Here is a 17308-nt window from a genome sequence, read left to right as displayed (position 1 = left end):
GTGATAGATGGGTGCCGATAAGGCGCTGGCGGGCAGCGCCGGAGGGTCAGGCCAGATAGGCCCGGTCGAAGTCGCTCAATGGATGGCGCGGACGATGGCGAAATTCCTTCAGCGCGAGCTTATAGCTGACCTTTGCCGCCTTCATGGTCGGAGCCCACTCGCCAGCAATCTCCAGCGATTCGTATGGCGACCAGTAAGAGGATCTGGAATGGCGATAAGCACTGCCACGCGGGTAGCGCACCATTCTGTATTCCCATTTCCCCCACTCGCCACGTTGCTGGATCTTCGGCTGATTGATGCCGAGGAAGTGGGCGAACCCGTCGTAACACTCGCACTCATCAAGATAGGCATCAAACTTGGTGCGTTTGGGCGGAGGTGGCAATGGCGGCATCTTGCGTAAAGCAAACAGCTCGCCCTCGTCGGTAGCGCGATAGACCACCTCATCGTCAGCGCAGAAATCCGGAGCCTTGCCTCGGCGCATCAGGCCGGCTTCAACAAGCACGTCGAGATTGTTCGCGTCGTAGTAGCCCGGGCTGGTAAGGAAGTAGTTGCGGCTGATCTCGCGATGGCGACCATCATCTGGGCGAAGCCCCAAGGTGTGCCAGAGCAGCCCAAGCTGCGTTTCGGTGACTTCGATCATGGACTTCTCCAGTCAGGCGCCGCCATCCGCGACCGGATGCGACAAGGTGGCAATTTTTGGGGGGATGGGGTATTGATTGGTCACCGGCATAAGGGCCGGATGAGGGAGCGAAAATGACGACTGATCGTGAAATTGCGTTGGAAGTTGTAATTGCAGCGCTTCTTAAGGCCGCTAGGCACGATAAGAACGAAATACTGGAGCGCGCTAAGGGGCTAGTTGTGGACGGAGCAATTGGAGGCTTTCACAGCGAATCAGCAGCCAATTCTGCTATCAGAGAGATTTCCGGGCACTTAAACCCATCTTCATTCAACGCTCAATATGACGAGCAAGCGAATTTCATCTCACACTAAGTGAGGCCGGAGAGGGCTCTGCCACCTTTTCATCCGGCTAAAGGCACCTCCTCTGCAGGTGCCTTTTCTAAAAGGGGTCGATGATTTCATCGCCAGGGTCTTTTCCGATTTCGATAAGGCTTTGATTGCGGAAGTCGTGCGACACCTTTTCGCTCACAACATAAGGTGTCGTGACATTCCGAAGCATCCACGCGGCCGTCATATGGTCGGCGGCGATCAAATTCCGCAGAAGCCGCTGATGAACGTCCTGCTGGTTGTCGATGCCGTGTTCCTTCATCACTCGCTTGAGGTCTGGCTTGAACACCCCTGCAACCTCAACAGTGAATTTCTCGATACCCAACGCAGCATTCTTGACTGCTTCTTTCTCGCGCTTTCTGCGCTGCTTGATGGCTTCCGCCGTCGGCTCCTGCTGTTCCTCGGCCATGGCCTGCCTCTTCAATTCCGTGGGCTGGTAGATCCAGCCATGTCTGTCGTCGGCGTTGGCGCACCTGGGTGTTGATCCGTCTCATGCCGCGACCTTCACTTGATGCCAGGCACCTGCGGCATAGAACAACTTCGCGGCCTTCGCCTCTTCAAGCGATACCTCGGAAGGAACAGCGATCCATCCAGAAGCCACCAGGTGGTTCGGGTTGCAACTTTTTCGCAGCTCCAGGTAGTAATGCTCGATGGCATCAGTCAGGCGTTCGACCTTGTAGATGCCCTCCGGTGAGATCTCCACCGACTTGACATACTCAACGCCGCGCTCGTCTCGACACATGGCGCTGATGTAGATCGTCCATCGGTAGGAGAAGTCGAACAGAGCGTTGGCAATTGCCAAGCTCCTGATCTGCCGGCAGCTCTTCCAGTTCGCCATGATCTGCGCGCCGCTGGGGTCGATGTTCACGACTGCGACGTGGTTGGTCCTGAGCAACGCCCGGCAACTGCGTTCTGCCCGGGCGAAACCGTTGTTCGCCTTGCGCTTGCTCATAGCGCCTCCGTTATTCGTCGCAGCGCGATGCGTTCAGCGTGGGATGGGGAAGGGCGACGGCGCTTGAGGATGGTGTCGGGATCGACCTTGTCGGAGCGCGGTGGTCGGTGCTCAGGCTTGAAGGAGGCGGCCGGTTCTGCTTTGCCGCCGGCGCCGAAGAAATGGTCCAGCTGACGGTTCAGGTTCGCGATGATGGCGTCTTTCGGGTTGGGCATTGGGCCTATGTTCATCGCGACATACCCATGAAGGCGAAGACAAAAAGCACCACGGCGAAAACCAGCGTCCAACGAGTCATCCAGCTCGCCATATTGGTAGCTGTGAGGTGCGCGGCCTGGGTGAAATGAGCGGCGTTTTCGAAAGCCTGAGCTGAACGGCAGGCGTTCATGTGGCCGGCTACTTCGGCGCGCTCGGTGCCGGTCTGGCGATCAACCACACCGAACAGATTGTTTCCGTGCGGCACGACGGTGAAGCGCACTGGTATGGCAGGAGATGTGATCCCTACCTTTTGATAAAACTCGGCGGTAGCCAGGGTGGCTCGCTGACGCAGCCCATCGAGGATGGCGCGGCGCTGTTGGAGAGTCTGATTCATGTCCTTCCCTCGGATGGTTGCGTGTATTCGTCAGCACTCTGGCCGCCTGCTGGTTGCCGTTGGGCGCAGGGGAGGGTGCTGGCGGATAAAGGCAGGCGTAAAAAAGCCCGAGATCAACCGGGCTTTTGTTGGCGTCACGAAGACCTCCCTACGTGAGCGCCTCCCAGGCCCGCTACTGGCGACAGCCTGGGTTTGAATCATCAGCGGTGACCTTGAACTTGGGGTGGCCTACCGGTTGCCCGGTTGGTGCGCGGTGACACCATCGGCCCAGATGCCCGCTGCCTGCCAGGGTGAAGGGCGCAGCCATCAGGCTTACTGCGCCACGCAGGTGAAGCGGTTAATGCTGCATTGGTGCAAACCCTCCGTGCTTGAGATGGAAAAACTATTCCGGTTAGGTGCAATTTGTTTCCGGATGCAGGGGACCGCATTGCGCGGTGCAGAATCGTCCGCATCGGAGAGTGATCGAAACACCAGGGCGCTACCCCTGCTTGTTTCCCGCCGCGTTTCTGGTATTGGCCGGCAGATCCGGCTCAGGAGATTTACGGGGCTTTGCGATCCTAGCGCTGCAGCCCGCTTGGGCACGATTCGATCACTCTCCGATGCGGCCTGGTGCTGGGGAGTACCAGGGCCTCGGGCAGTTATCGTCAGGCTGACGTGGCGCTGGTTGGTCTAGCCGTGAGTGATGGATAGATCACTGATCACGCAAATCGAAGCGTCCTCAGGATCGGTTGAGTCGGAGTAGTCGATTTGGTTGTACACGCCGCCGTGAAAAGCGAGAGTCTTCGTGTCCCAGGTGTTGTCGAGGCGCATGATCGCGGAGGCGGATTTGGCGCCGTTGCAGCTCGCAGATACCGATATAGCGCCGCTCGAATTGGCGTGAATGTTGATCTTGAAGAGTGCGCCGAGCGGCACGTTTTCCAGTACTGTCGAGTTGACCGGATCGTCTTGCAGGTAGCTCGACCGGAACCCCATGGTGATTTTGCCTTTGTTCCAGAACACCTTTACCGGTGGGCGTTCAGAGCCCTGCACATGAATTTGGCCGATCACGACCTTCTGCAACGAATTGACCTTCGTCAGCCGCATTTCTTGACGGCACCAATGGTCTGCGGCACTGGCAAACAGCCAATAGCCAGGCTCTTTCCATTCACAGCGAGTTCGATGGACGCTTTTACTGGAAGCGCCAAGGGTTGGCGCTGTCATCTGCAGCGATCCGTCGGGAAGCATCGAAATGACGCTTGGGCATTCGATCAATGCTCGCCACCCGATCAAGTCCAGGGAGACAGGGTTCGTGTCGGAAATTGGAAGCGGGGTGGCGATGATGAAATTGCTGATATCTACAGTCATTGTCGATTCCTTATTTCATTTGATGTCACCTGTGCTCTGTTGAGCCCTTCGCTTGATGTAGGCCTACATCCCGCTGCACCCTGTCGCCAAGGTGCAGAAGCGATGCTCATTCAGCCTGGAGCGCTTCGATAGCCTGCCGGTAGTCAGAGGCGATCCTCCGGCTGATGGCCGCGTCGTCGTACCGACCTTCCTTCTCTTGGATGGCTGCGTTTCGTTCGTAATTGGAGGCACAGCTTTCGAGCAGTGAAACTGTGAATGCGTACTTCATGGAGTTCTCCAAGGTCATGCGTGGTGGTCGTAGGCTTCAGCGCGCTTTGCCGTCCGGACCTGGGCAATACGGCGCTCAGGGACTCGACGATCACGGCGCATTGAGTCGCCATCGAGCATTGCGTGCATGGCGATCAGCGCTGCCAGAACAAAGCACATCGGAGAAATGATTTGGCGGCGCATCGCTTCGGCCACCAGAGCGGCGCGGCGGGTAACGCCGAGCTTGAACATTGCGTTGGTGAGGCGCTTCGCTACGGTGGCAGGCGAAATACCGACCTCCCGTGCGATTTCCTTTGCGGTGAGCCCGAGGGCAACCCAGAGAAGAAACTGAAGCTCTCGCGGTGCCAGGCCACGACCGAGGTGACCCTTCCATGTGCCATTTACGATTTCTGTTTCCATCGTTTTGACTCCCGGTTGTTTTCCCAATGCACCCGACCAACCAGGTGCATTAGTGAAATTTTCCGTCCTATTGCCGCCGGAGGGGCGGGGCGCATTGCTTGCCGGGTCTTTCGTGCCTACTGGGCTTTCACGGTTCTGGCGGTTCGCCATCGAGCAGCCGTCCAGGGTGTTCCTGTCGTTGGCAGGCTTTCGGGCCTGTCTGCTCGCCGGTCGCCGGTAGAGGCAATGCGGTCTGTTGTTTATTGCGCTGGCTGTTAAAGAGCGGCAGGCCTCTCGGCCCTTTGCAGCTGGCACCTGATTGGGTTCCGGGCTGCGATGAGCGAAATATGAACTATAGGTTCACATAAGGTCAAGTACCAAAAGTACATATTTTTGAGAGAGTTCAGATTTTTAGGATTTCGCGCTTATGCCTGTAGGGGGATTTACCGCGAACCGATGGTTCGCTATCCTTTGCGACAACTGGATGGATGTACAGTAATAGGGGTTGTAAACATGGCGGAGAACAAAGCGAAACCAGCAGTACGAGTTGAGATGTCCGGCATAGAGCGTTTAGGTCTGCGAGTGTCGTCAATGATCAACCACCCAGTCGCTCAGACTCAGCGCTGGGTGACGATCCATCGCCTGGACACGGATGGTGATCGCGAGTGGGAGGAGGTGATGGGCTTGCTATCCGAGACGGATGGCATAGACATGACGTTCAACCACGACGAGTCGGTGACGCTTAAGTGGGAGGCGAGTGCCGACGAAGACCGCGTGATCGAGGTCGACAGCACGGAAGAGGTGGAGGAGGTGGCTCCTTTCTAGCGGATAACAAAAAGCCCGCGTCAGGTGGGCTTGAGTAATAGCATTTTGATAGGATGCCCGTACTCAAACGGAGAAGGGATTCATGAATAAAATTGTCTTAGCTTTCGGGCTCGCGGTTGCACTTACGGCCTGCGGCCAAGCTGATAGGGAAAACGCAGCGAAGCTTCAGCAAGAGGTTAATAAGCTCCAGGGGGAAATCACTACCCTACGCACAGAGCTGGAGGCTGAAAGAAACGGCCCGGATCGTTTGTTTGCGAAAGCGAAGAACGAAATTTCTCAGGCGAGCCTCGCTCTGGCAAAACAGACGCTTACAGACCTAATCGCCCGTTATCCAGAGTCTCAACAGGCTCAAGGCGCTAAGTCTGTATTGAGCGATGTAAACGCCAAGATTGAAGCTGTCGAGAAAACAAAACAGCTTGAAGCTGCTAAAGCCGCAGAGGAGCAGCGGCAAACCCTCGCCCGCCTTGATGTGAACCTGAGGAAGAACACGGATGAAATAAAAGGAGTTACATGGATTTCGCACAAATCACAGCCTGTGCTGGATAATTACATGTCTTTGTATTTCGGCACAAAGAACGGATCAGCTTCCATATACCCGCTGCGGATGAAATTTAACTACTACGCTGACAGCTGGCTATTCGTTAAAAGCGTGACTATCAAGGCAGATGACCAGGTCTTCAGTTTGGATAAGATGGATTTTGAGCGTGACAACGGCTCGGGCAGTATTTGGGAGTGGTCAGACTCACCAGTCGAAGACATGGCCATGCTCAACAAAATCATTTCTGCTAAGAAGGTGGTAATTCGCTACGACGGGCGCCAGTACTACCACGACTTTGTACTGCCGGAAACGCAAAAAAATGCAATGAAGGAAATCCTCCTAGCCTGGAATCGATACGGCGGGAAGGAATAGGATCGCGTAAACCGAAGGGGCGGCGCGGATGTAAAGATGGTGTTAAGTTCATTCAAGTCGGAATGCTTTCATCCCGCACAATCCTTCCAGCCTTCACCTCATCAGCGTGAGCAGTCAGCCGATCCTCATCAGCATGGAACACGGTGCACATTCTCAGCACGGCCTGGGCGTCTGCCTCGTTGCCGGCCAAGCTCAGTCGCTCAGCGATACGCAACAACTCCACCGCTGACCACTTCAGATCGGAGGCTATTCCCTGAAGGTCGCGCTTCAGGTCTTGCTCTGGCTTATTGAGTCCCACGGATACCCTCCATCACATCCCCGACCTAGGCTAATGACTTAGCGATTGAATCGCTTTCCATCGGTAGACTGTAGATAGAGCCAGTCCGAGTAGGGCAGCCTTGCGAGGATTTTTGTTTTTTCTACGACTGCAGCCATTGTCATACCTCTACATAGCAAGCTGACGCCGCCCTGAATCCGATCGCACATAGCGTCAGGGCTGTCGATGAAGTTCGTTTTGTTCAGTCTCAACATAACTACGGTTCGGCCCTCTGGCACTGCGCCTATAGGGGGCACCACGAAGAGAGTGATTTGCGTGTAGACCACGATTGCGATAGCTGCAACCAAGCCAGCAAAAACGATTTTGCGCATTAGGAGTTCCATTCCGATGTGTGAGTCGTTGGTGTCGCTGCGTTAGGCCCGCCTCGCTAGATGATCCAGGGTTACACCAGGTGAGCGTTCCATACCAACAGCACCCGAGCCTGGATATACGTCTCATCCGCCCTGATCGTTTGCGGTGGGTGTCTCGTATTATCGGAAATCATATTGATCTGATCGTCGCCGAGCCATTGCAGGCGCTTGATGTACAGGTGACCCTCCCAGGAGAACATGTAGATCCCATCGCCCGCGAATTCACGGATGCTGATATCGACGAGGAGTGGGTCGCGGTGCTTGATCGTTGGCGCCATTGACTGACCCCATCCCGTCACCATCTTGAGATGGAAGTGTTCCTTGAACTCAACTCCCATCTCGCGAAGATGCTGGGGGCTTACCCTCACATCCTGGAGCATCTCCGGATAGTCGTGCGGAATTTGCCCGCCACCCATTGCGGCGCGAACATCGTAATGCGCGATCCACACTTCATCACCCATTGCTCCGGGGCGGTAGTAGTCGGTCTCGATTGCGCCGCCGCCATCATCAGCTTCCGCAACTGCAAGTAACCGCCTGCGAGCATCATCAGACAATCCTTTCCCTTGCTTGGAAAGCATGTTCCGGACGATATCCGCTGCCGATTGCGGGTGACTCTCAGTATCGCCACTTTCGACTTCAGCCAGCTTTGAAAACTTGGGCTCGTCACCGGCACCATGCTGAAGCCATTCGATTTTTACACCAAGCGCGCCTGCAATAGCGTTCATCTTGGCAGGACCTGGCAAGGACTCACCGTTTAGCCACTTGCTCGAAGCCTTAGGCGTGACTTTTGCTATTTCTGCCAGCCGAGCGCCTGCGCCCCACTGGTCAATGCCGTGGGCGGATAGCGCTTTTTTTAGGCGAGCGACAAACGCTGCGCGAATTTCTTCTATCTGAACCATTGGTTCAGCATCGCACGGCCTTGCATGTACTTTCAGTTCCGACATAATATGTACTGTAAGTTCATAGTTGACTCGGAGGCCTCATGCGGCCGCTCAAGAAATCGATCGATGACGCTGGCGGCGTGCCGGTGGTTGCTCTGGCCTGCGGAAAGTCTCCTCGAGCCGTTTACAAGTGGCTTACCGCTGACTGCCTGCCGCGCACCGAATACACCGGTGAGACGCGCTATGCCGAGCAAATTGCTGCTCTAGCTGCCGCCAATGGAAGGCCGTTCGAGGCGTCTTGGTTGCTCGCGGAAGCCCTCCCAAAGAAAGCCGCCTAATCCCGTTACTCCCAACTGCGGAAGCGAACCCATGGCCTACGGAAACAAGACCCATCGCAATACCCATCAGCTGAAGTCGCGCCTGAATGACGACGCCTACGCAGCGATCCAGGTGGAAGCGCTGAAGCGTGAGATTCAGCCGGGCGCCTTGGTTCGTGACCTCACATTGGCTGCTTTGCGGTTCAAGGAGGATTACGGCTACTTCCCATTGATCGACGACAAAGAGCTTGACGGTTTTCCGGCACTGGCTGAGCTGGCTCGCGAGCTGAAGATTCAACCCGCTGTACTCGCGCGCGATCTCATCCGTGCAGCCCTGCAAGCAAGACAAGAGCAGGACGCCATCACCCAGGTCAACGACAAGAAACTCAGCGCCTGACTAGGCCATGGAGGGAGAAATGCCTGCAATACCGGAAGTAGGGCAGTACACGCAGGACGAGAAGGACCAGCTTGAGCGGTGGGCTGATGAGGTTGGGATCTGCATGGATCAGCTCGCCGACCGGATCTTGCAAGTGACGGAGCGTGCGGTAGAGCGGCGCAGTGCTGCTCGCCTCGCAAACGATGAAGCAGCCCTGCGAAGCCGCCTCGCTGCTGATTCTGTGCAAGAGGCCCAGGCAGAAAACGTGATCTCAATTTTCCCTTTGAGGTAACGGCTTGGCCCCTTATTAGGTGCCGCGTTAGCAGAGATTGGACCAAGCGGGGCTGGCATCTAATTCGGGGCCATAGAGAAGAAAGAGTCATGGGTTCATCCCTGATCGAGCTGTTGAAGCAAGTATCGGGGGGATAGCGCGACAGCGGCAGAGCATCGGATTAGCTGTGAATTTAACCAGTACTCAAATTACACCCACAAAAAAGCCGGTGGCTAGACCGGCTTCTTCACAACGCAAACACTTGAGGGGCCATTATGAACATCAATACCGCTCCCGGCAATACCCGCCATGTCGCGACACTTTTCGGTCAATCGCAAAACGTGTCGCGACACACGATGTCGTCTCGCGAGGTTGCCGAACTGACCGGCAGCACGCATGACAACGTCCTGAAAACTATCCGCGCCTACATTTCCAGGGGTGTCGTTTCTTCAAACGACACCCCCTACGTCCACCCGCAGAATGGTCAGGTCTACCGTGAGTTCCTGCTTTCCCAGCGCGACACCCTGGTGGTGGTCTCAGGCTACAGCGTCGAGTTGCGCGCCCGGATCATCGATCGGTGGCAGGAGCTGGAGGCGAGGGCGGATCAGTTCCAGATTCCGGCTACCTATGCCGAAGCGCTGCAAGCGGCTGCTGATCAGGCGAAGGAAAACCAATCGCTTCGTTTGGTGATCCTCGACCAGGCGCCGAAGGTAGCTGCCATCAAGCGCCTGGCATCCGCCGCCGGCGCAATCTGCATCAGTGATGCCGCAAAACAGCTGCAGGTTTCGCCATCCAAACTTTTCCAGTGGTTGGAGAAGAATCGGTGGATCTTCCACCGCGGCGGCTCCAAGCGCTGGACCGCCTATCAACCCCGCATCACCTCCGGCTATCTCGTCCACAAGGTCACCGCGCTGAAGAGCGATCCGGAGACCGGTGAGGACCGTGCTGCCTTTCAACCCCTCGTAACACCCAAAGGCCTGGCCTACCTGGCTGAAAAAAATATCGGAGCCTCGCTGTGAGTGTTCAAGCAATGTCCTGGGCGCTCTCGCTGCCCACTGAAACCCTTAAAGACTCCAGCGCGCGTCACGTTCTGCTGTGTTTGGCCAACTACGCCGGTGCGAATGGTGCTGGTGCATTTCCGTCGGCGTCGACCCTGGCCCAAGACACCGGTCTTTCCGAGCGCACCGTTCGTTACAAGCTGGACGATCTGGAGAAGTCCGGATTCATCCAAAAGGGCAATCAAGCCATCGCCGCTGCGCACATTGATCGTCATGACCGCCGTCCAGTCGTTTACGACCTTCAACTATCGCGGGGTGCAAATCCTGCACCCCGTACAAAACGGGGTGCAGATGATGCAACGGGGTGCAGTTCACAACAGAACGGGGTGCAGCCGGGAACAGAACGGGGTGCAGAATCTGCACCCAATCCGTCACTTAACCATCAGGTAACCGAAGAGCAGCTGCAGCGCGAATTGGCCGATGAGATTTCTCGACAGGACCAGGCCGCCGTCGATGCTCCGGATGATCGCCAACGCTTCGCCATGTTCGCTGTCTGGGAGCCGAATGCCAAATCCCTGTCCGACCAGATCACGATTGCTGGTCTGCCTGCTGATGCAGTGCCTGACGCCGCCGTCCGTGCGTTCAAGGGGTTCTTCGTGGCCAAGCCCGCCACCGTCGATTCGGCTGCTGGCTGGTGCTTCCGGTTGGTGCAGTGGGTGAAGCGCGAGCGCGTCAAGGCGTCGGGGCAGGGCAAGGCGCCTGATTTCGATAGCACCAGCTGGGCTGACGACCTTGGAGGTTTGTGATGAACGCAACCGCGAAAAAACCGACCGTTAAAAGCGCCACCATGCTCCTGCAAACCATGGGCAATCTGCCGCCGGTTGTACCGTCGGTGCCGACTCAGCTCGCCCCGGGGACCGCCGAAGTCGTCAACGCTCTATTCAAGGAACTCAAGGCCATCTTTCCGGCTTGGCGTCAGGCATGGCCAGACGACGAAACCCTAGACGCGGCGAAGCGTAGCTGGATCAAAGCGTTCATCGCCGAGGGCATCAACCAGATCGAGCAGATCCGGTACGGAATCCAGAATTGCCGAAACCTCGGCGGCGACTTCGCGCCCAGCGTCGGGAAGTTCATCAAGTGGTGCCAGCCCACCGCTGAAATGCTGGGTATCCCTTCGCACGACAAGGCCTTCCGCGAAGCCCTGGATAATTCTCACCCGAGTCGGTTTGACGAGCGCACCTGGTCTCATCCGGCCGTAAGACATGCCGCGCTCCAATGTGAGATCCACAATCTCTGCGACCAGATTCCCGAGAAAGCCAGCAAGGTTTTCGATCGGGCTTACGACATCACGATTCGCAGGCTTGTGAAGGGGCTTTCGCTGGAAGAGATCGCCGTTGGTATCGGACACGATGGTAGCAAGTCCGAAGTCGAGTTGGCCTCCGAGCTGACCGAGCGAGTTGCGCAGGCCCAGATGTCGCGAATGGGCATACCCGCTGACGGGAAGTCCGCCCGGGAGCAGCTCCTGCGCCGCTTCGGGTTGACGCCCTCGCCGCGTGCCGTGGGAGGTGATCATCATGCCTAACCCGTATCTCGCGCCCACTGACCCAGCCGAGTACCGCTTTGCCGTGCACAGCTGCGGCTACAAGTGGGACCTGGGCTACCATCCTGATCGCGCAGTGGCGTTGTTCGCAGACTCGGCAGCAGCTCTGCGGTTTGGCCAGTCGATGTGGCCATCCACCTGCGAAGTTATCGATATCACAACAGGGGAGCGGGTATGCGCGTGAGCTCGAAGAAACTCCGCGCCTCGGCCAACGGCCAGGAGTGCACTGTCCGCCTGCCGGGCACCTGCAATTTCAACCCGACCACCACCGTGCTTGCGCACCTGCCGTGCGGGCAAAAGGGCATGGGCATGAAGGGTTTCGATACCGTCGCGGTGTACGCGTGCAACGCCTGCCATGACGTGATCGATGGCCGTGGCGCCGGCGACGTTGATTGGCAGGACATGCCGCGCGCTATCGCCGAAACGCATGAGGCCCTGATCCGGGCCGGAATACTGACCGTAAAGGGGGCTGCATGATTGACCCAATGACTTTGCTCGTCCTGATGATCCTCGCCAGTTGGGCGCTCTACGAAGTGTGCCGCTGCCTAAATGACCGGTACCGGAAAGCGCGTGGTGACCGTAAATGAAGCCGGTAGCTATGAAGTTGTTCAAAGCCCGGGCCACCCGTGCAAAACCAGTCGATCCTGAGGGGCTGGAGCAAGCGGCTTTGATGGCTGAGCTGCGCACCCGCATGCCGGAGGTCGCTGACCTGATCTTTCATGTCCCCAACGGCGGGCATCGCGTCAAGGCGGTCGCCGCGAAGTTGAAGGCCCAGGGTGTGAAAGCCGGAGTCCCTGACCTGGCCCTGCCGATGGCCCGCGGCGGCTTCTTCGGCCTGTACATCGAGTTCAAGGCCACACCACCAAACGATGCTGCAATCTCGGACAGCCAGCGCGAGCGGATTCGCAAACTCAATGCCCAGGGGTATCTGGCGGTGGTGTGCCGTGGGCACTTTCACACGATGGAGCAGATCCGCGCCTACCTGCGTCTCGCACCGACCGTGGTGGCCGCATGACCAGCGCCGCCGTGAAGATGTCAGACGCCGAAATCAAACGGCAGGCTGCCGGGGATGTCCGGGATCTGCGCGACATCGAGAACCGCGGCCTGTACCTGCGCTTCACCCGGGCACGCGAACGTGCATCCTGGTACCTGGTGGTGAAGGGCGAGTGGAAGCGAATAGGCGCTTTCCCGGATCTCAACACCAAGCAGGTGGTCGCTGCGCTGCCGGCTATCCGTCTGCGCCTGGATGCCGGTACCAGGGCGAACCTGTCGAAGTGGATCACTGTTGGCGAACTGCTGACCTGGTACGCCGAGCGCATGTCTCGCGACCGCAACCTCTCGAGCAAGCGCAAGAAGACCGGCGCCTCTGCCATCAAATGCCACCTGATGCCGCGCCTGGGCGATCTGCCCCTGACCGGCGTAGACAAGGCAACACTCGACAGCCAGCTCATGTGGCCGCTGCAGGAAAGCATTTCCATCGACTACGTGCGCTCGGTGTTCCAGCTGCTGGCCCTGGCCTTCCGGCAGGCGTTCAAGCTGGGGCTGATCTCGGCCAACCCGATGGCGACCATCAAGTTCAACGACTTCTCAAAGGCCAAGGTCGGGATTAAGCCGTCGCGCCTGCGTGGGGTGCAGCTGTCGGGCCTGCTGGAGCAGTTGGGCGCTGTCTTCGAGGTTGCACCGCTGGACGCCATGCTCGCCCTGATGATGCTCTGCCACGGCACGCGCATCGGCGAAACCCGGCAAGCGCGCTGGTCGCACATCAGCCTGGCCGATCGTGAGTGGTTCATTCCGGCTGAACACACCAAGACCGGCGTCGAGCATCACCTGCCATTGACCGAGCAGGTGTGCGTGCTGCTGATGCGTTACCGCGAGGGCCAATACGCCCGAGGCTACGACGGCCAATTCCTGTTCCCGGCGCGCAATGGCAAAGCCCTCAGTGAAGGTCAGGCCAGTGCCGTGTTCACCAAGCTGGGGCAAGGCGAGTGGACCAGCCATGACTTGCGCAAGGTGGCCCGTACCGGCTGGGCAGACCTCGGCATCGACCACCTGATCGGTGAGCTGCTGATCAACCACGCGATGGGTCACAACGTGAAGGTGTACATCCAGTCGGACGTGATGGGGCGCAAGCGCGATGCCCTGGAGCAGTGGCACGGCCATCTAGACCAGAAGGGTTTTACCCTGATTCACGGATTGACCGGCTTTAGATTCGGAGATTCCTGTAATGCGCTGGAAGCCGCAGAGCGTAAGGCCTGCGAGGCCACTCAAGAATCAACCATAGGCGAGGTTTAAAAATGATGATTTTGCTCGATAGGTCCTCTGGCCTCGCTGTAAATCCGGCCGAAGTCAGCTCGATGCGCTTCGAGAGTTGGAACGGCGACAAACACTTGGTGCTGACCATGCAGACCGGCAAGGAGCTGTCCGTCCAACACTGGCCATACGGCGACGGCCCAAACGTTTACCGCCTGCATGAGCAGCTATTGGAGGCTCAATGATTCGAAGTCATAGCCCGGCCTTCCGCCGAGAGCTGAAATTCATCGTCGAATGCAACGCTTGCGCGGGGAAAGGCATACGCCTCGGGATCTTCCATTACCTCGAATGCGAGCACTGCCTGGGCTCTGGATGGGTCTGCGGCCACACGCTTCAGACGCTGTCGTTGAGCGATGTCGTGCCGGTACTCAATGCACGCTTGAAAGACGCGCTCACCGAGATAGCCAGAGCCCGCCATGTCATCGGCGGTGCCCAGGGGCAATACGAACAGAACAACCGCCGCGGTGCCGGCGGCTCGAATTACACCGGCGACTGATCGCCGTTCTTTATTGTTGCTGGGGAGAGTCACTATGAAACTGATCGGAGCGCGCCAAGCGTGGACCGACTCGCAGCATGAGTCGAACGCCTCAATATCCGCCGTAGCCATCGAATCGGCCAAATCCGCCACCATCGCCAGAAAGGCCAGGGCTCGTCAGCATGAGGTAGTCTTTGCCGCCATGGGTGACGACAAGGAGGAACGCATCAAGGTCGCCCGCCAGAAGATCCGCATTGGCGAAACTCGCCGTACTCCGATCGGCCGATCCACGGCCCGTGCCGCGCACCTGGCCATGATGGGAAAAATTCAGCGCGCCATTGGCACGTTGCCTTTTCAGGTCCAGCAGTTCGGACACTTCCTTTACCACCCCTGCCTGACCATGCAGCACGTAATGAATGCCGTACTGCTGATCACCGCCAAGGCGCAGTTGCCTGACCTAACCTCGGCTAAGCGCGTGAAGGCGCAGTACCTGGTAACCCTGGCGCTCCAGTCCTACAAGGCTCAGGTGAGCGGGGTGGCAGAGTGGGGGCCGGCGCGGGTTGCTGCCGAGATGAAGGAGTTCTTCGGCGTGACGATCGATCCCAAGAACTGGACCCGCGACTGGCTCGACCTGTGGCAATCCCTGATAGCAGTGATCGCAGAAGTGGATATTCAGGCGCAACAACCTATTTGGCAGGTGATTCACTCGGAGAAAGACGAAGAGGCGGCATAATTATGTTGACATGACGGGTTTTTTTGCGTACTTTTCCCATAGTGCACAAGTAACGCGAAACGCACACGAATATCTGAACCCGGCCATCGAGCCGGGTTTTTTATGCTTGTAGATGGCGTATCGCCATTGTTCACCCTCGAGATATCTGATCAACTTTACTTGGCTCGAATCACCCCAACTTCGTTAGAGGGCGTTTGGGGGGGATCGAGCCACAGGGTGCTAACGATTAGCACGTTGGTTCATAGATCGAAAAAGGGAAGAACAGGTTTGAGCGGACTCGGAGAGACATACAATTTTGGCCAATCGGTGGCGGGTCAAGCATGGCCGACGTTTTGGCTTGCTTTGATAAGCATTGGGGTGGTTTGGGTCTTAATGAATATGGTCTTGAGTACCAGTTATCAGCGAGGTTTCGGTGAGGTCCAATTCAAAAAAGGCTTTGTCATAGCTGGCGTGGTCATATTCGTGCTTTGCGTGATTTTTCCATATGGTTGGGAGTACTTGCTGCATCCGGTTGTTGACTCGGGTGATTTCGACAGCCAAACAACCGATTCCCCTGCGAAAGCGCTGTTTTTGGGCGATCTAATAGGATCGGTTATCGGTTCTATTGCCGCATTTGTTGCGTGTGTCTGGTATCAGAAAACACACTAAAAATGCATTCAATCCGCTGAAATTTATCAGCATTAAACCCCGGCTTGCGCGGGGTTTTTTATTGCCTTTTATTCCTCGTACGGTTCTCGAATGTCCAGAGCGACGCTTTCAGGGTGGCGCGAGAACGAATCTGCGAGATCGATGCAGAGGGGCGTCGAAGCAGAGAAGGACTTCGACAGACAGCGGGAAAAACTGCGCATTTATTTAGGGCCTCTGCATCCGCAGGGCTTTTTCGTTTCTGGCACGCCATCGTCTTTGCTCCGAGTGGAAGAGAGGGGCGGGGCGTGCCGGACCAATCACAACGCCGAGATACCGAGGCGCCATGAGATATCAATCTATGTCCGAGCCTGGTCCACTTACTGCCGCTGGCGGTATCGCGCTGTACAAGCTGGGTGCATTTGGATTCGTTGCCGTTTTGGCTGCTGTCGTCGTTATGGCGATGACTTTGCCCAAGACTATGCGCGAGTTCGTCGTCGCAATGATCAGTACATCGGTGTCGAGCATCTGCGGCGGTGCTTTCGTCGTCCGGTGGTTTGGCATTGGTTCCTGGGCGAATGACGACGTCGGGGTAATTGCCCTGGGCGGAATCATCTTTGTGTGCGGCTTGCCTGCATGGGTATTGGTTCGCGCCTGGTTCAAGTGGGCCGAGAAGCGCCGAGATCAGGACCTGACCGAGATAGCCAGTGATCTTGCCGAACTGCGTAAAGCGGTAACCGGTGCCAGCCAACAACAGAATCCGTAAGGGGGTGACCATGCAACTGATCGACAACTGGAAACAAGCGCTGAGCATGACCAGCGTGCAGGCGGGTGGCGCGATCGCTGCCCTGGGTATCGCTGAGCAGCTGATGCCGCAACTTCAGGCAGTGCTTCCACCTGCGGCCTACGGCGTACTGGGTCTGCTGGTTATGATCGCTCGCGTTGTCCTACAGCCGAAGCTGGTGAAGTGACAGTTGAGCCCAATTACCAATCTGGCGTTAGGATGACCGCAGAAGAGTCGGCTGTGATGGAGTGAGAAAGCACTTCATTCAGTTGACGGCAATGGTTGTCTGCCTGTTCAGCCTGTAAGAAATTTCGATTCACTGCTTCCCCTGTTCGGATGTCGACGATTCGGTAATAGAAACCGTTCGAAACTCCGTGGGCGGGTCGTTTTTGCACGATGAACACTTCCCCCATGATCTGGCCCCCGATTGGTCAATCCATTCACCTTAATCCGTGATTGGCATTTATCAAGGACGGTGGATGAATGGGGATTTCGTAACGCGGGAACATCAATCAAAGCGTTCGACGCGACATGTTTCGCGAATCAGCAAATTGTGTCGCCAAAGGTCAATCAGGTATGTCTCGACTCAAAACGTTATCGCCTCGAATGAAGCCATCCGAAGGTAGACCATTGGCTGTCCCCATCGCAGAGGGAGGTGCAGAGGGTTGGGGTTCGGGCCGTGGTGGTCGACCTTGGCGACGTAAGCGAGCCGCGATCCTGGTGCGTGACAAATACACCTGCCAAACCTGCGGCATCATCACCTTGCAGCTCGAGGTCGATCACATTGTGAATCGCGCTCGGGGTGGGTCGGACGATGAAGAGAACCTTCAGGCGCTCTGCACCCCGTGCCACAAGCTGAAGACCGCCGCCGAGTCGGCCGAGGGAGCGGGGCGGACGTGATGTCCGACGATCTCGTCGGGCCAATGCGAATCGGTATCGATTGGGTTCTGTGGCACGCCAGTACCCCGGGGCGGGTCGAAAC

30 protein-coding genes are annotated in these 17308 nt (G+C 57.3%); 19 read left to right on the top strand and 11 right to left on the bottom strand.

Annotated elements, in window-relative coordinates; all coding sequences use genetic code 11:
- Positions 1–46 precede the first annotated feature (46 nt).
- On the bottom strand, positions 47–640 hold the full coding sequence (locus OH720_RS18620) for a hypothetical protein (protein ID WP_272602384.1): 594 nt from the start codon (positions 638–640) through the stop codon (positions 47–49).
- A 113-nt stretch (positions 641–753) separates the two neighbouring features.
- On the opposite strand from OH720_RS18620, the gene OH720_RS18615 reads away from it, so the two are divergent.
- Positions 754–990: a hypothetical protein gene (locus OH720_RS18615; protein WP_272602383.1), complete on the top strand. Its 237-nt coding sequence runs from the start codon at positions 754–756 to the stop codon at positions 988–990.
- Positions 991–1057: 67 nt separating this feature from the next.
- Here OH720_RS18615 and OH720_RS18610 read toward each other — a convergent pair whose 3' ends face one another.
- From OH720_RS18610 to OH720_RS18580, 7 genes are all read right to left on the bottom strand, one after another.
- Positions 1058–1414, bottom strand: a complete 357-nt coding sequence (locus OH720_RS18610) for a hypothetical protein (protein WP_272602382.1) — start codon at positions 1412–1414, stop codon at positions 1058–1060.
- Between the two features lie 81 nt (positions 1415–1495).
- Complete coding sequence (locus tag OH720_RS18605; RefSeq protein WP_272602381.1) at positions 1496–1957, bottom strand: hypothetical protein; 462 nt, start codon at positions 1955–1957, stop codon at positions 1496–1498.
- Entirely contained in the window at positions 1954–2187 is a 234-nt protein-coding gene (locus OH720_RS18600) for a hypothetical protein (protein ID WP_272602380.1), read from the bottom strand. Before OH720_RS18600 ends, OH720_RS18605 begins: the two co-directional genes overlap by 4 nt.
- Positions 2184–2546, bottom strand: coding sequence for a hypothetical protein (locus OH720_RS18595; protein WP_272602379.1), 363 nt, complete (start codon positions 2544–2546; stop codon positions 2184–2186). The genes OH720_RS18600 and OH720_RS18595 overlap by 4 nt, the downstream gene beginning before the upstream one ends.
- 669 nt (positions 2547–3215) lie before the next feature.
- Positions 3216–3890 carry a polysaccharide lyase family 7 protein gene (locus tag OH720_RS18590; protein WP_272602378.1) on the bottom strand — a complete coding sequence of 225 codons (675 nt, stop codon included), beginning with the start codon at positions 3888–3890 and terminating at the stop codon, positions 3216–3218.
- Positions 3891–3996: 106 nt separating this feature from the next.
- Positions 3997–4158 carry a hypothetical protein gene (locus OH720_RS18585; protein ID WP_272602377.1) on the bottom strand — a complete coding sequence of 54 codons (162 nt, stop codon included), beginning with the start codon at positions 4156–4158 and terminating at the stop codon, positions 3997–3999.
- Positions 4159–4172: 14 nt separating this feature from the next.
- The gene (locus OH720_RS18580) at positions 4173–4556 is read right to left on the bottom strand and encodes a response regulator transcription factor (protein WP_093219601.1); all 384 of its coding nucleotides are present in this window, start codon (positions 4554–4556) and stop codon (positions 4173–4175) included.
- A gap of 492 nt (positions 4557–5048) precedes the next feature.
- Between OH720_RS18580 and OH720_RS18575 the strand changes: the two genes are divergently transcribed.
- Together OH720_RS18575 and OH720_RS18570 are read left to right on the top strand one after the other, a co-directional pair.
- Positions 5049–5360 carry a DUF1654 domain-containing protein gene (locus OH720_RS18575; RefSeq protein ID WP_272602376.1) on the top strand — a complete coding sequence of 104 codons (312 nt, stop codon included), beginning with the start codon at positions 5049–5051 and terminating at the stop codon, positions 5358–5360.
- Positions 5361–5442: 82 nt separating this feature from the next.
- Positions 5443–6270, top strand: coding sequence for a hypothetical protein (locus OH720_RS18570; protein ID WP_272602375.1), 828 nt, complete (start codon positions 5443–5445; stop codon positions 6268–6270).
- Between the two features lie 52 nt (positions 6271–6322).
- On the opposite strand, the gene OH720_RS18565 is transcribed toward OH720_RS18570, so the two are convergent.
- The 3 genes from OH720_RS18565 to OH720_RS18555 all read right to left on the bottom strand — a co-directional run bounded on the left by OH720_RS18565 (position 6323) and on the right by OH720_RS18555 (position 7856).
- Positions 6323–6568, bottom strand: coding sequence for a hypothetical protein (locus OH720_RS18565; RefSeq protein ID WP_272602374.1), 246 nt, complete (start codon positions 6566–6568; stop codon positions 6323–6325).
- Positions 6569–6606: 38 nt separating this feature from the next.
- Entirely contained in the window at positions 6607–6918 is a 312-nt protein-coding gene (locus tag OH720_RS18560) for a hypothetical protein (protein ID WP_272602373.1), read from the bottom strand.
- A gap of 71 nt (positions 6919–6989) precedes the next feature.
- Positions 6990–7856 (bottom strand): XRE family transcriptional regulator, encoded by an 867-nt coding sequence (locus tag OH720_RS18555; RefSeq protein WP_272606482.1) that lies wholly within the window; start codon positions 7854–7856, stop codon positions 6990–6992.
- A gap of 83 nt (positions 7857–7939) precedes the next feature.
- Here OH720_RS18555 and OH720_RS18550 point away from each other — a divergent pair, with 83 nt between their 5' ends.
- The 16 genes from OH720_RS18550 (at position 7940) to OH720_RS18470 (ending at position 17226) form a co-directional block, all read left to right on the top strand.
- The gene (locus tag OH720_RS18550; RefSeq protein WP_272602372.1) at positions 7940–8176 is read left to right on the top strand and encodes a hypothetical protein; all 237 of its coding nucleotides are present in this window, start codon (positions 7940–7942) and stop codon (positions 8174–8176) included.
- A gap of 31 nt (positions 8177–8207) precedes the next feature.
- Positions 8208–8552: a hypothetical protein gene (locus OH720_RS18545; RefSeq protein ID WP_272602371.1), complete on the top strand. Its 345-nt coding sequence runs from the start codon at positions 8208–8210 to the stop codon at positions 8550–8552.
- 19 nt (positions 8553–8571) lie between these two features.
- Positions 8572–8823, top strand: a complete 252-nt coding sequence (locus tag OH720_RS18540; RefSeq protein ID WP_272602370.1) for a hypothetical protein — start codon at positions 8572–8574, stop codon at positions 8821–8823.
- 254 nt (positions 8824–9077) lie between these two features.
- Positions 9078–9821, top strand: a complete 744-nt coding sequence (locus OH720_RS18535; protein WP_442967202.1) for a phage antirepressor KilAC domain-containing protein — start codon at positions 9078–9080, stop codon at positions 9819–9821.
- Between the two features lie 11 nt (positions 9822–9832).
- Entirely contained in the window at positions 9833–10606 is a 774-nt protein-coding gene (locus OH720_RS18530; protein WP_272606480.1) for a helix-turn-helix domain-containing protein, read from the top strand.
- Positions 10606–11382, top strand: a complete 777-nt coding sequence (locus OH720_RS18525) for a replication protein P (RefSeq protein ID WP_272602369.1) — start codon at positions 10606–10608, stop codon at positions 11380–11382. The genes OH720_RS18530 and OH720_RS18525 overlap by 1 nt, the downstream gene beginning before the upstream one ends.
- Before the next feature lie 192 nt (positions 11383–11574).
- The gene (locus tag OH720_RS18515; protein WP_272602367.1) at positions 11575–11877 is read left to right on the top strand and encodes a nuclease domain-containing protein; all 303 of its coding nucleotides are present in this window, start codon (positions 11575–11577) and stop codon (positions 11875–11877) included.
- A 106-nt stretch (positions 11878–11983) separates the two neighbouring features.
- Positions 11984–12415: a VRR-NUC domain-containing protein gene (locus tag OH720_RS18510; RefSeq protein ID WP_272602366.1), complete on the top strand. Its 432-nt coding sequence runs from the start codon at positions 11984–11986 to the stop codon at positions 12413–12415.
- Positions 12412–13692, top strand: coding sequence for a tyrosine-type recombinase/integrase (locus tag OH720_RS18505; protein WP_272602365.1), 1281 nt, complete (start codon positions 12412–12414; stop codon positions 13690–13692). Before OH720_RS18510 ends, OH720_RS18505 begins: the two co-directional genes overlap by 4 nt.
- 2 nt (positions 13693–13694) lie before the next feature.
- On the top strand, positions 13695–13895 hold the full coding sequence (locus tag OH720_RS18500) for a hypothetical protein (protein ID WP_272602364.1): 201 nt from the start codon (positions 13695–13697) through the stop codon (positions 13893–13895).
- The gene (locus OH720_RS18495; protein WP_272602363.1) at positions 13892–14206 is read left to right on the top strand and encodes a hypothetical protein; all 315 of its coding nucleotides are present in this window, start codon (positions 13892–13894) and stop codon (positions 14204–14206) included. Before OH720_RS18500 ends, OH720_RS18495 begins: the two co-directional genes overlap by 4 nt.
- A gap of 34 nt (positions 14207–14240) precedes the next feature.
- Positions 14241–14918, top strand: a complete 678-nt coding sequence (locus tag OH720_RS18490; protein WP_272602362.1) for a hypothetical protein — start codon at positions 14241–14243, stop codon at positions 14916–14918.
- A 267-nt stretch (positions 14919–15185) separates the two neighbouring features.
- Positions 15186–15566, top strand: coding sequence for a hypothetical protein (locus OH720_RS18485; protein WP_272602361.1), 381 nt, complete (start codon positions 15186–15188; stop codon positions 15564–15566).
- A gap of 337 nt (positions 15567–15903) precedes the next feature.
- A complete protein-coding gene (locus OH720_RS18480) occupies positions 15904–16308 on the top strand; it encodes a hypothetical protein (protein ID WP_272602360.1) in 405 nt (134 codons plus the stop codon).
- A 10-nt stretch (positions 16309–16318) separates the two neighbouring features.
- The gene (locus tag OH720_RS18475; RefSeq protein WP_272602359.1) at positions 16319–16513 is read left to right on the top strand and encodes a DUF7940 domain-containing protein; all 195 of its coding nucleotides are present in this window, start codon (positions 16319–16321) and stop codon (positions 16511–16513) included.
- 344 nt (positions 16514–16857) lie between these two features.
- Positions 16858–17226 carry an HNH endonuclease gene (locus OH720_RS18470; protein WP_336299050.1) on the top strand — a complete coding sequence of 123 codons (369 nt, stop codon included), beginning with the start codon at positions 16858–16860 and terminating at the stop codon, positions 17224–17226.
- Positions 17227–17308 lie beyond the last annotated feature (82 nt).

Source organism: Pseudomonas sp. WJP1 (genome assembly GCF_028471945.1).
Lineage (GTDB): Bacteria > Pseudomonadota > Gammaproteobacteria > Pseudomonadales > Pseudomonadaceae > Aquipseudomonas.
This window is presented reverse-complemented; position numbering and strand designations above follow the sequence as displayed.

Coding starts and splice junctions, on each gene's coding strand:
- OH720_RS18560 (WP_272602373.1), bottom strand. CDS start 6,918: ATGCGCAAAATCGTTTTTGCTGGCTTGGTTGCAGCTATCGCAATCGTG.
- OH720_RS18525 (WP_272602369.1), top strand. CDS start 10,606: ATGAACGCAACCGCGAAAAAACCGACCGTTAAAAGCGCCACCATGCTC.
- OH720_RS18570 (WP_272602375.1), top strand. CDS start 5,443: ATGAATAAAATTGTCTTAGCTTTCGGGCTCGCGGTTGCACTTACGGCC.
- OH720_RS18610 (WP_272602382.1), bottom strand. CDS start 1,414: ATGGCCGAGGAACAGCAGGAGCCGACGGCGGAAGCCATCAAGCAGCGC.
- OH720_RS18585 (WP_272602377.1), bottom strand. CDS start 4,158: ATGAAGTACGCATTCACAGTTTCACTGCTCGAAAGCTGTGCCTCCAAT.
- OH720_RS18500 (WP_272602364.1), top strand. CDS start 13,695: ATGATGATTTTGCTCGATAGGTCCTCTGGCCTCGCTGTAAATCCGGCC.
- OH720_RS18590 (WP_272602378.1), bottom strand. CDS start 3,890: ATGACTGTAGATATCAGCAATTTCATCATCGCCACCCCGCTTCCAATT.
- OH720_RS18505 (WP_272602365.1), top strand. CDS start 12,412: ATGACCAGCGCCGCCGTGAAGATGTCAGACGCCGAAATCAAACGGCAG.
- OH720_RS18545 (WP_272602371.1), top strand. CDS start 8,208: ATGGCCTACGGAAACAAGACCCATCGCAATACCCATCAGCTGAAGTCG.
- OH720_RS18535 (WP_442967202.1), top strand. CDS start 9,078: ATGAACATCAATACCGCTCCCGGCAATACCCGCCATGTCGCGACACTT.
- OH720_RS18595 (WP_272602379.1), bottom strand. CDS start 2,546: ATGAATCAGACTCTCCAACAGCGCCGCGCCATCCTCGATGGGCTGCGT.
- OH720_RS18555 (WP_272606482.1), bottom strand. CDS start 7,856: ATGGTTCAGATAGAAGAAATTCGCGCAGCGTTTGTCGCTCGCCTAAAA.
- OH720_RS18600 (WP_272602380.1), bottom strand. CDS start 2,187: ATGAACATAGGCCCAATGCCCAACCCGAAAGACGCCATCATCGCGAAC.
- OH720_RS18475 (WP_272602359.1), top strand. CDS start 16,319: ATGCAACTGATCGACAACTGGAAACAAGCGCTGAGCATGACCAGCGTG.
- OH720_RS18550 (WP_272602372.1), top strand. CDS start 7,940: ATGCGGCCGCTCAAGAAATCGATCGATGACGCTGGCGGCGTGCCGGTG.
- OH720_RS18620 (WP_272602384.1), bottom strand. CDS start 640: ATGATCGAAGTCACCGAAACGCAGCTTGGGCTGCTCTGGCACACCTTG.
- OH720_RS18495 (WP_272602363.1), top strand. CDS start 13,892: ATGATTCGAAGTCATAGCCCGGCCTTCCGCCGAGAGCTGAAATTCATC.
- OH720_RS18470 (WP_336299050.1), top strand. CDS start 16,858: ATGTTTCGCGAATCAGCAAATTGTGTCGCCAAAGGTCAATCAGGTATG.
- OH720_RS18530 (WP_272606480.1), top strand. CDS start 9,833: ATGTCCTGGGCGCTCTCGCTGCCCACTGAAACCCTTAAAGACTCCAGC.
- OH720_RS18605 (WP_272602381.1), bottom strand. CDS start 1,957: ATGAGCAAGCGCAAGGCGAACAACGGTTTCGCCCGGGCAGAACGCAGT.
- OH720_RS18510 (WP_272602366.1), top strand. CDS start 11,984: ATGAAGCCGGTAGCTATGAAGTTGTTCAAAGCCCGGGCCACCCGTGCA.
- OH720_RS18540 (WP_272602370.1), top strand. CDS start 8,572: ATGCCTGCAATACCGGAAGTAGGGCAGTACACGCAGGACGAGAAGGAC.
- OH720_RS18490 (WP_272602362.1), top strand. CDS start 14,241: ATGAAACTGATCGGAGCGCGCCAAGCGTGGACCGACTCGCAGCATGAG.
- OH720_RS18615 (WP_272602383.1), top strand. CDS start 754: ATGACGACTGATCGTGAAATTGCGTTGGAAGTTGTAATTGCAGCGCTT.
- OH720_RS18515 (WP_272602367.1), top strand. CDS start 11,575: ATGCGCGTGAGCTCGAAGAAACTCCGCGCCTCGGCCAACGGCCAGGAG.
- OH720_RS18480 (WP_272602360.1), top strand. CDS start 15,904: ATGTCCGAGCCTGGTCCACTTACTGCCGCTGGCGGTATCGCGCTGTAC.
- OH720_RS18575 (WP_272602376.1), top strand. CDS start 5,049: ATGGCGGAGAACAAAGCGAAACCAGCAGTACGAGTTGAGATGTCCGGC.
- OH720_RS18580 (WP_093219601.1), bottom strand. CDS start 4,556: ATGGAAACAGAAATCGTAAATGGCACATGGAAGGGTCACCTCGGTCGT.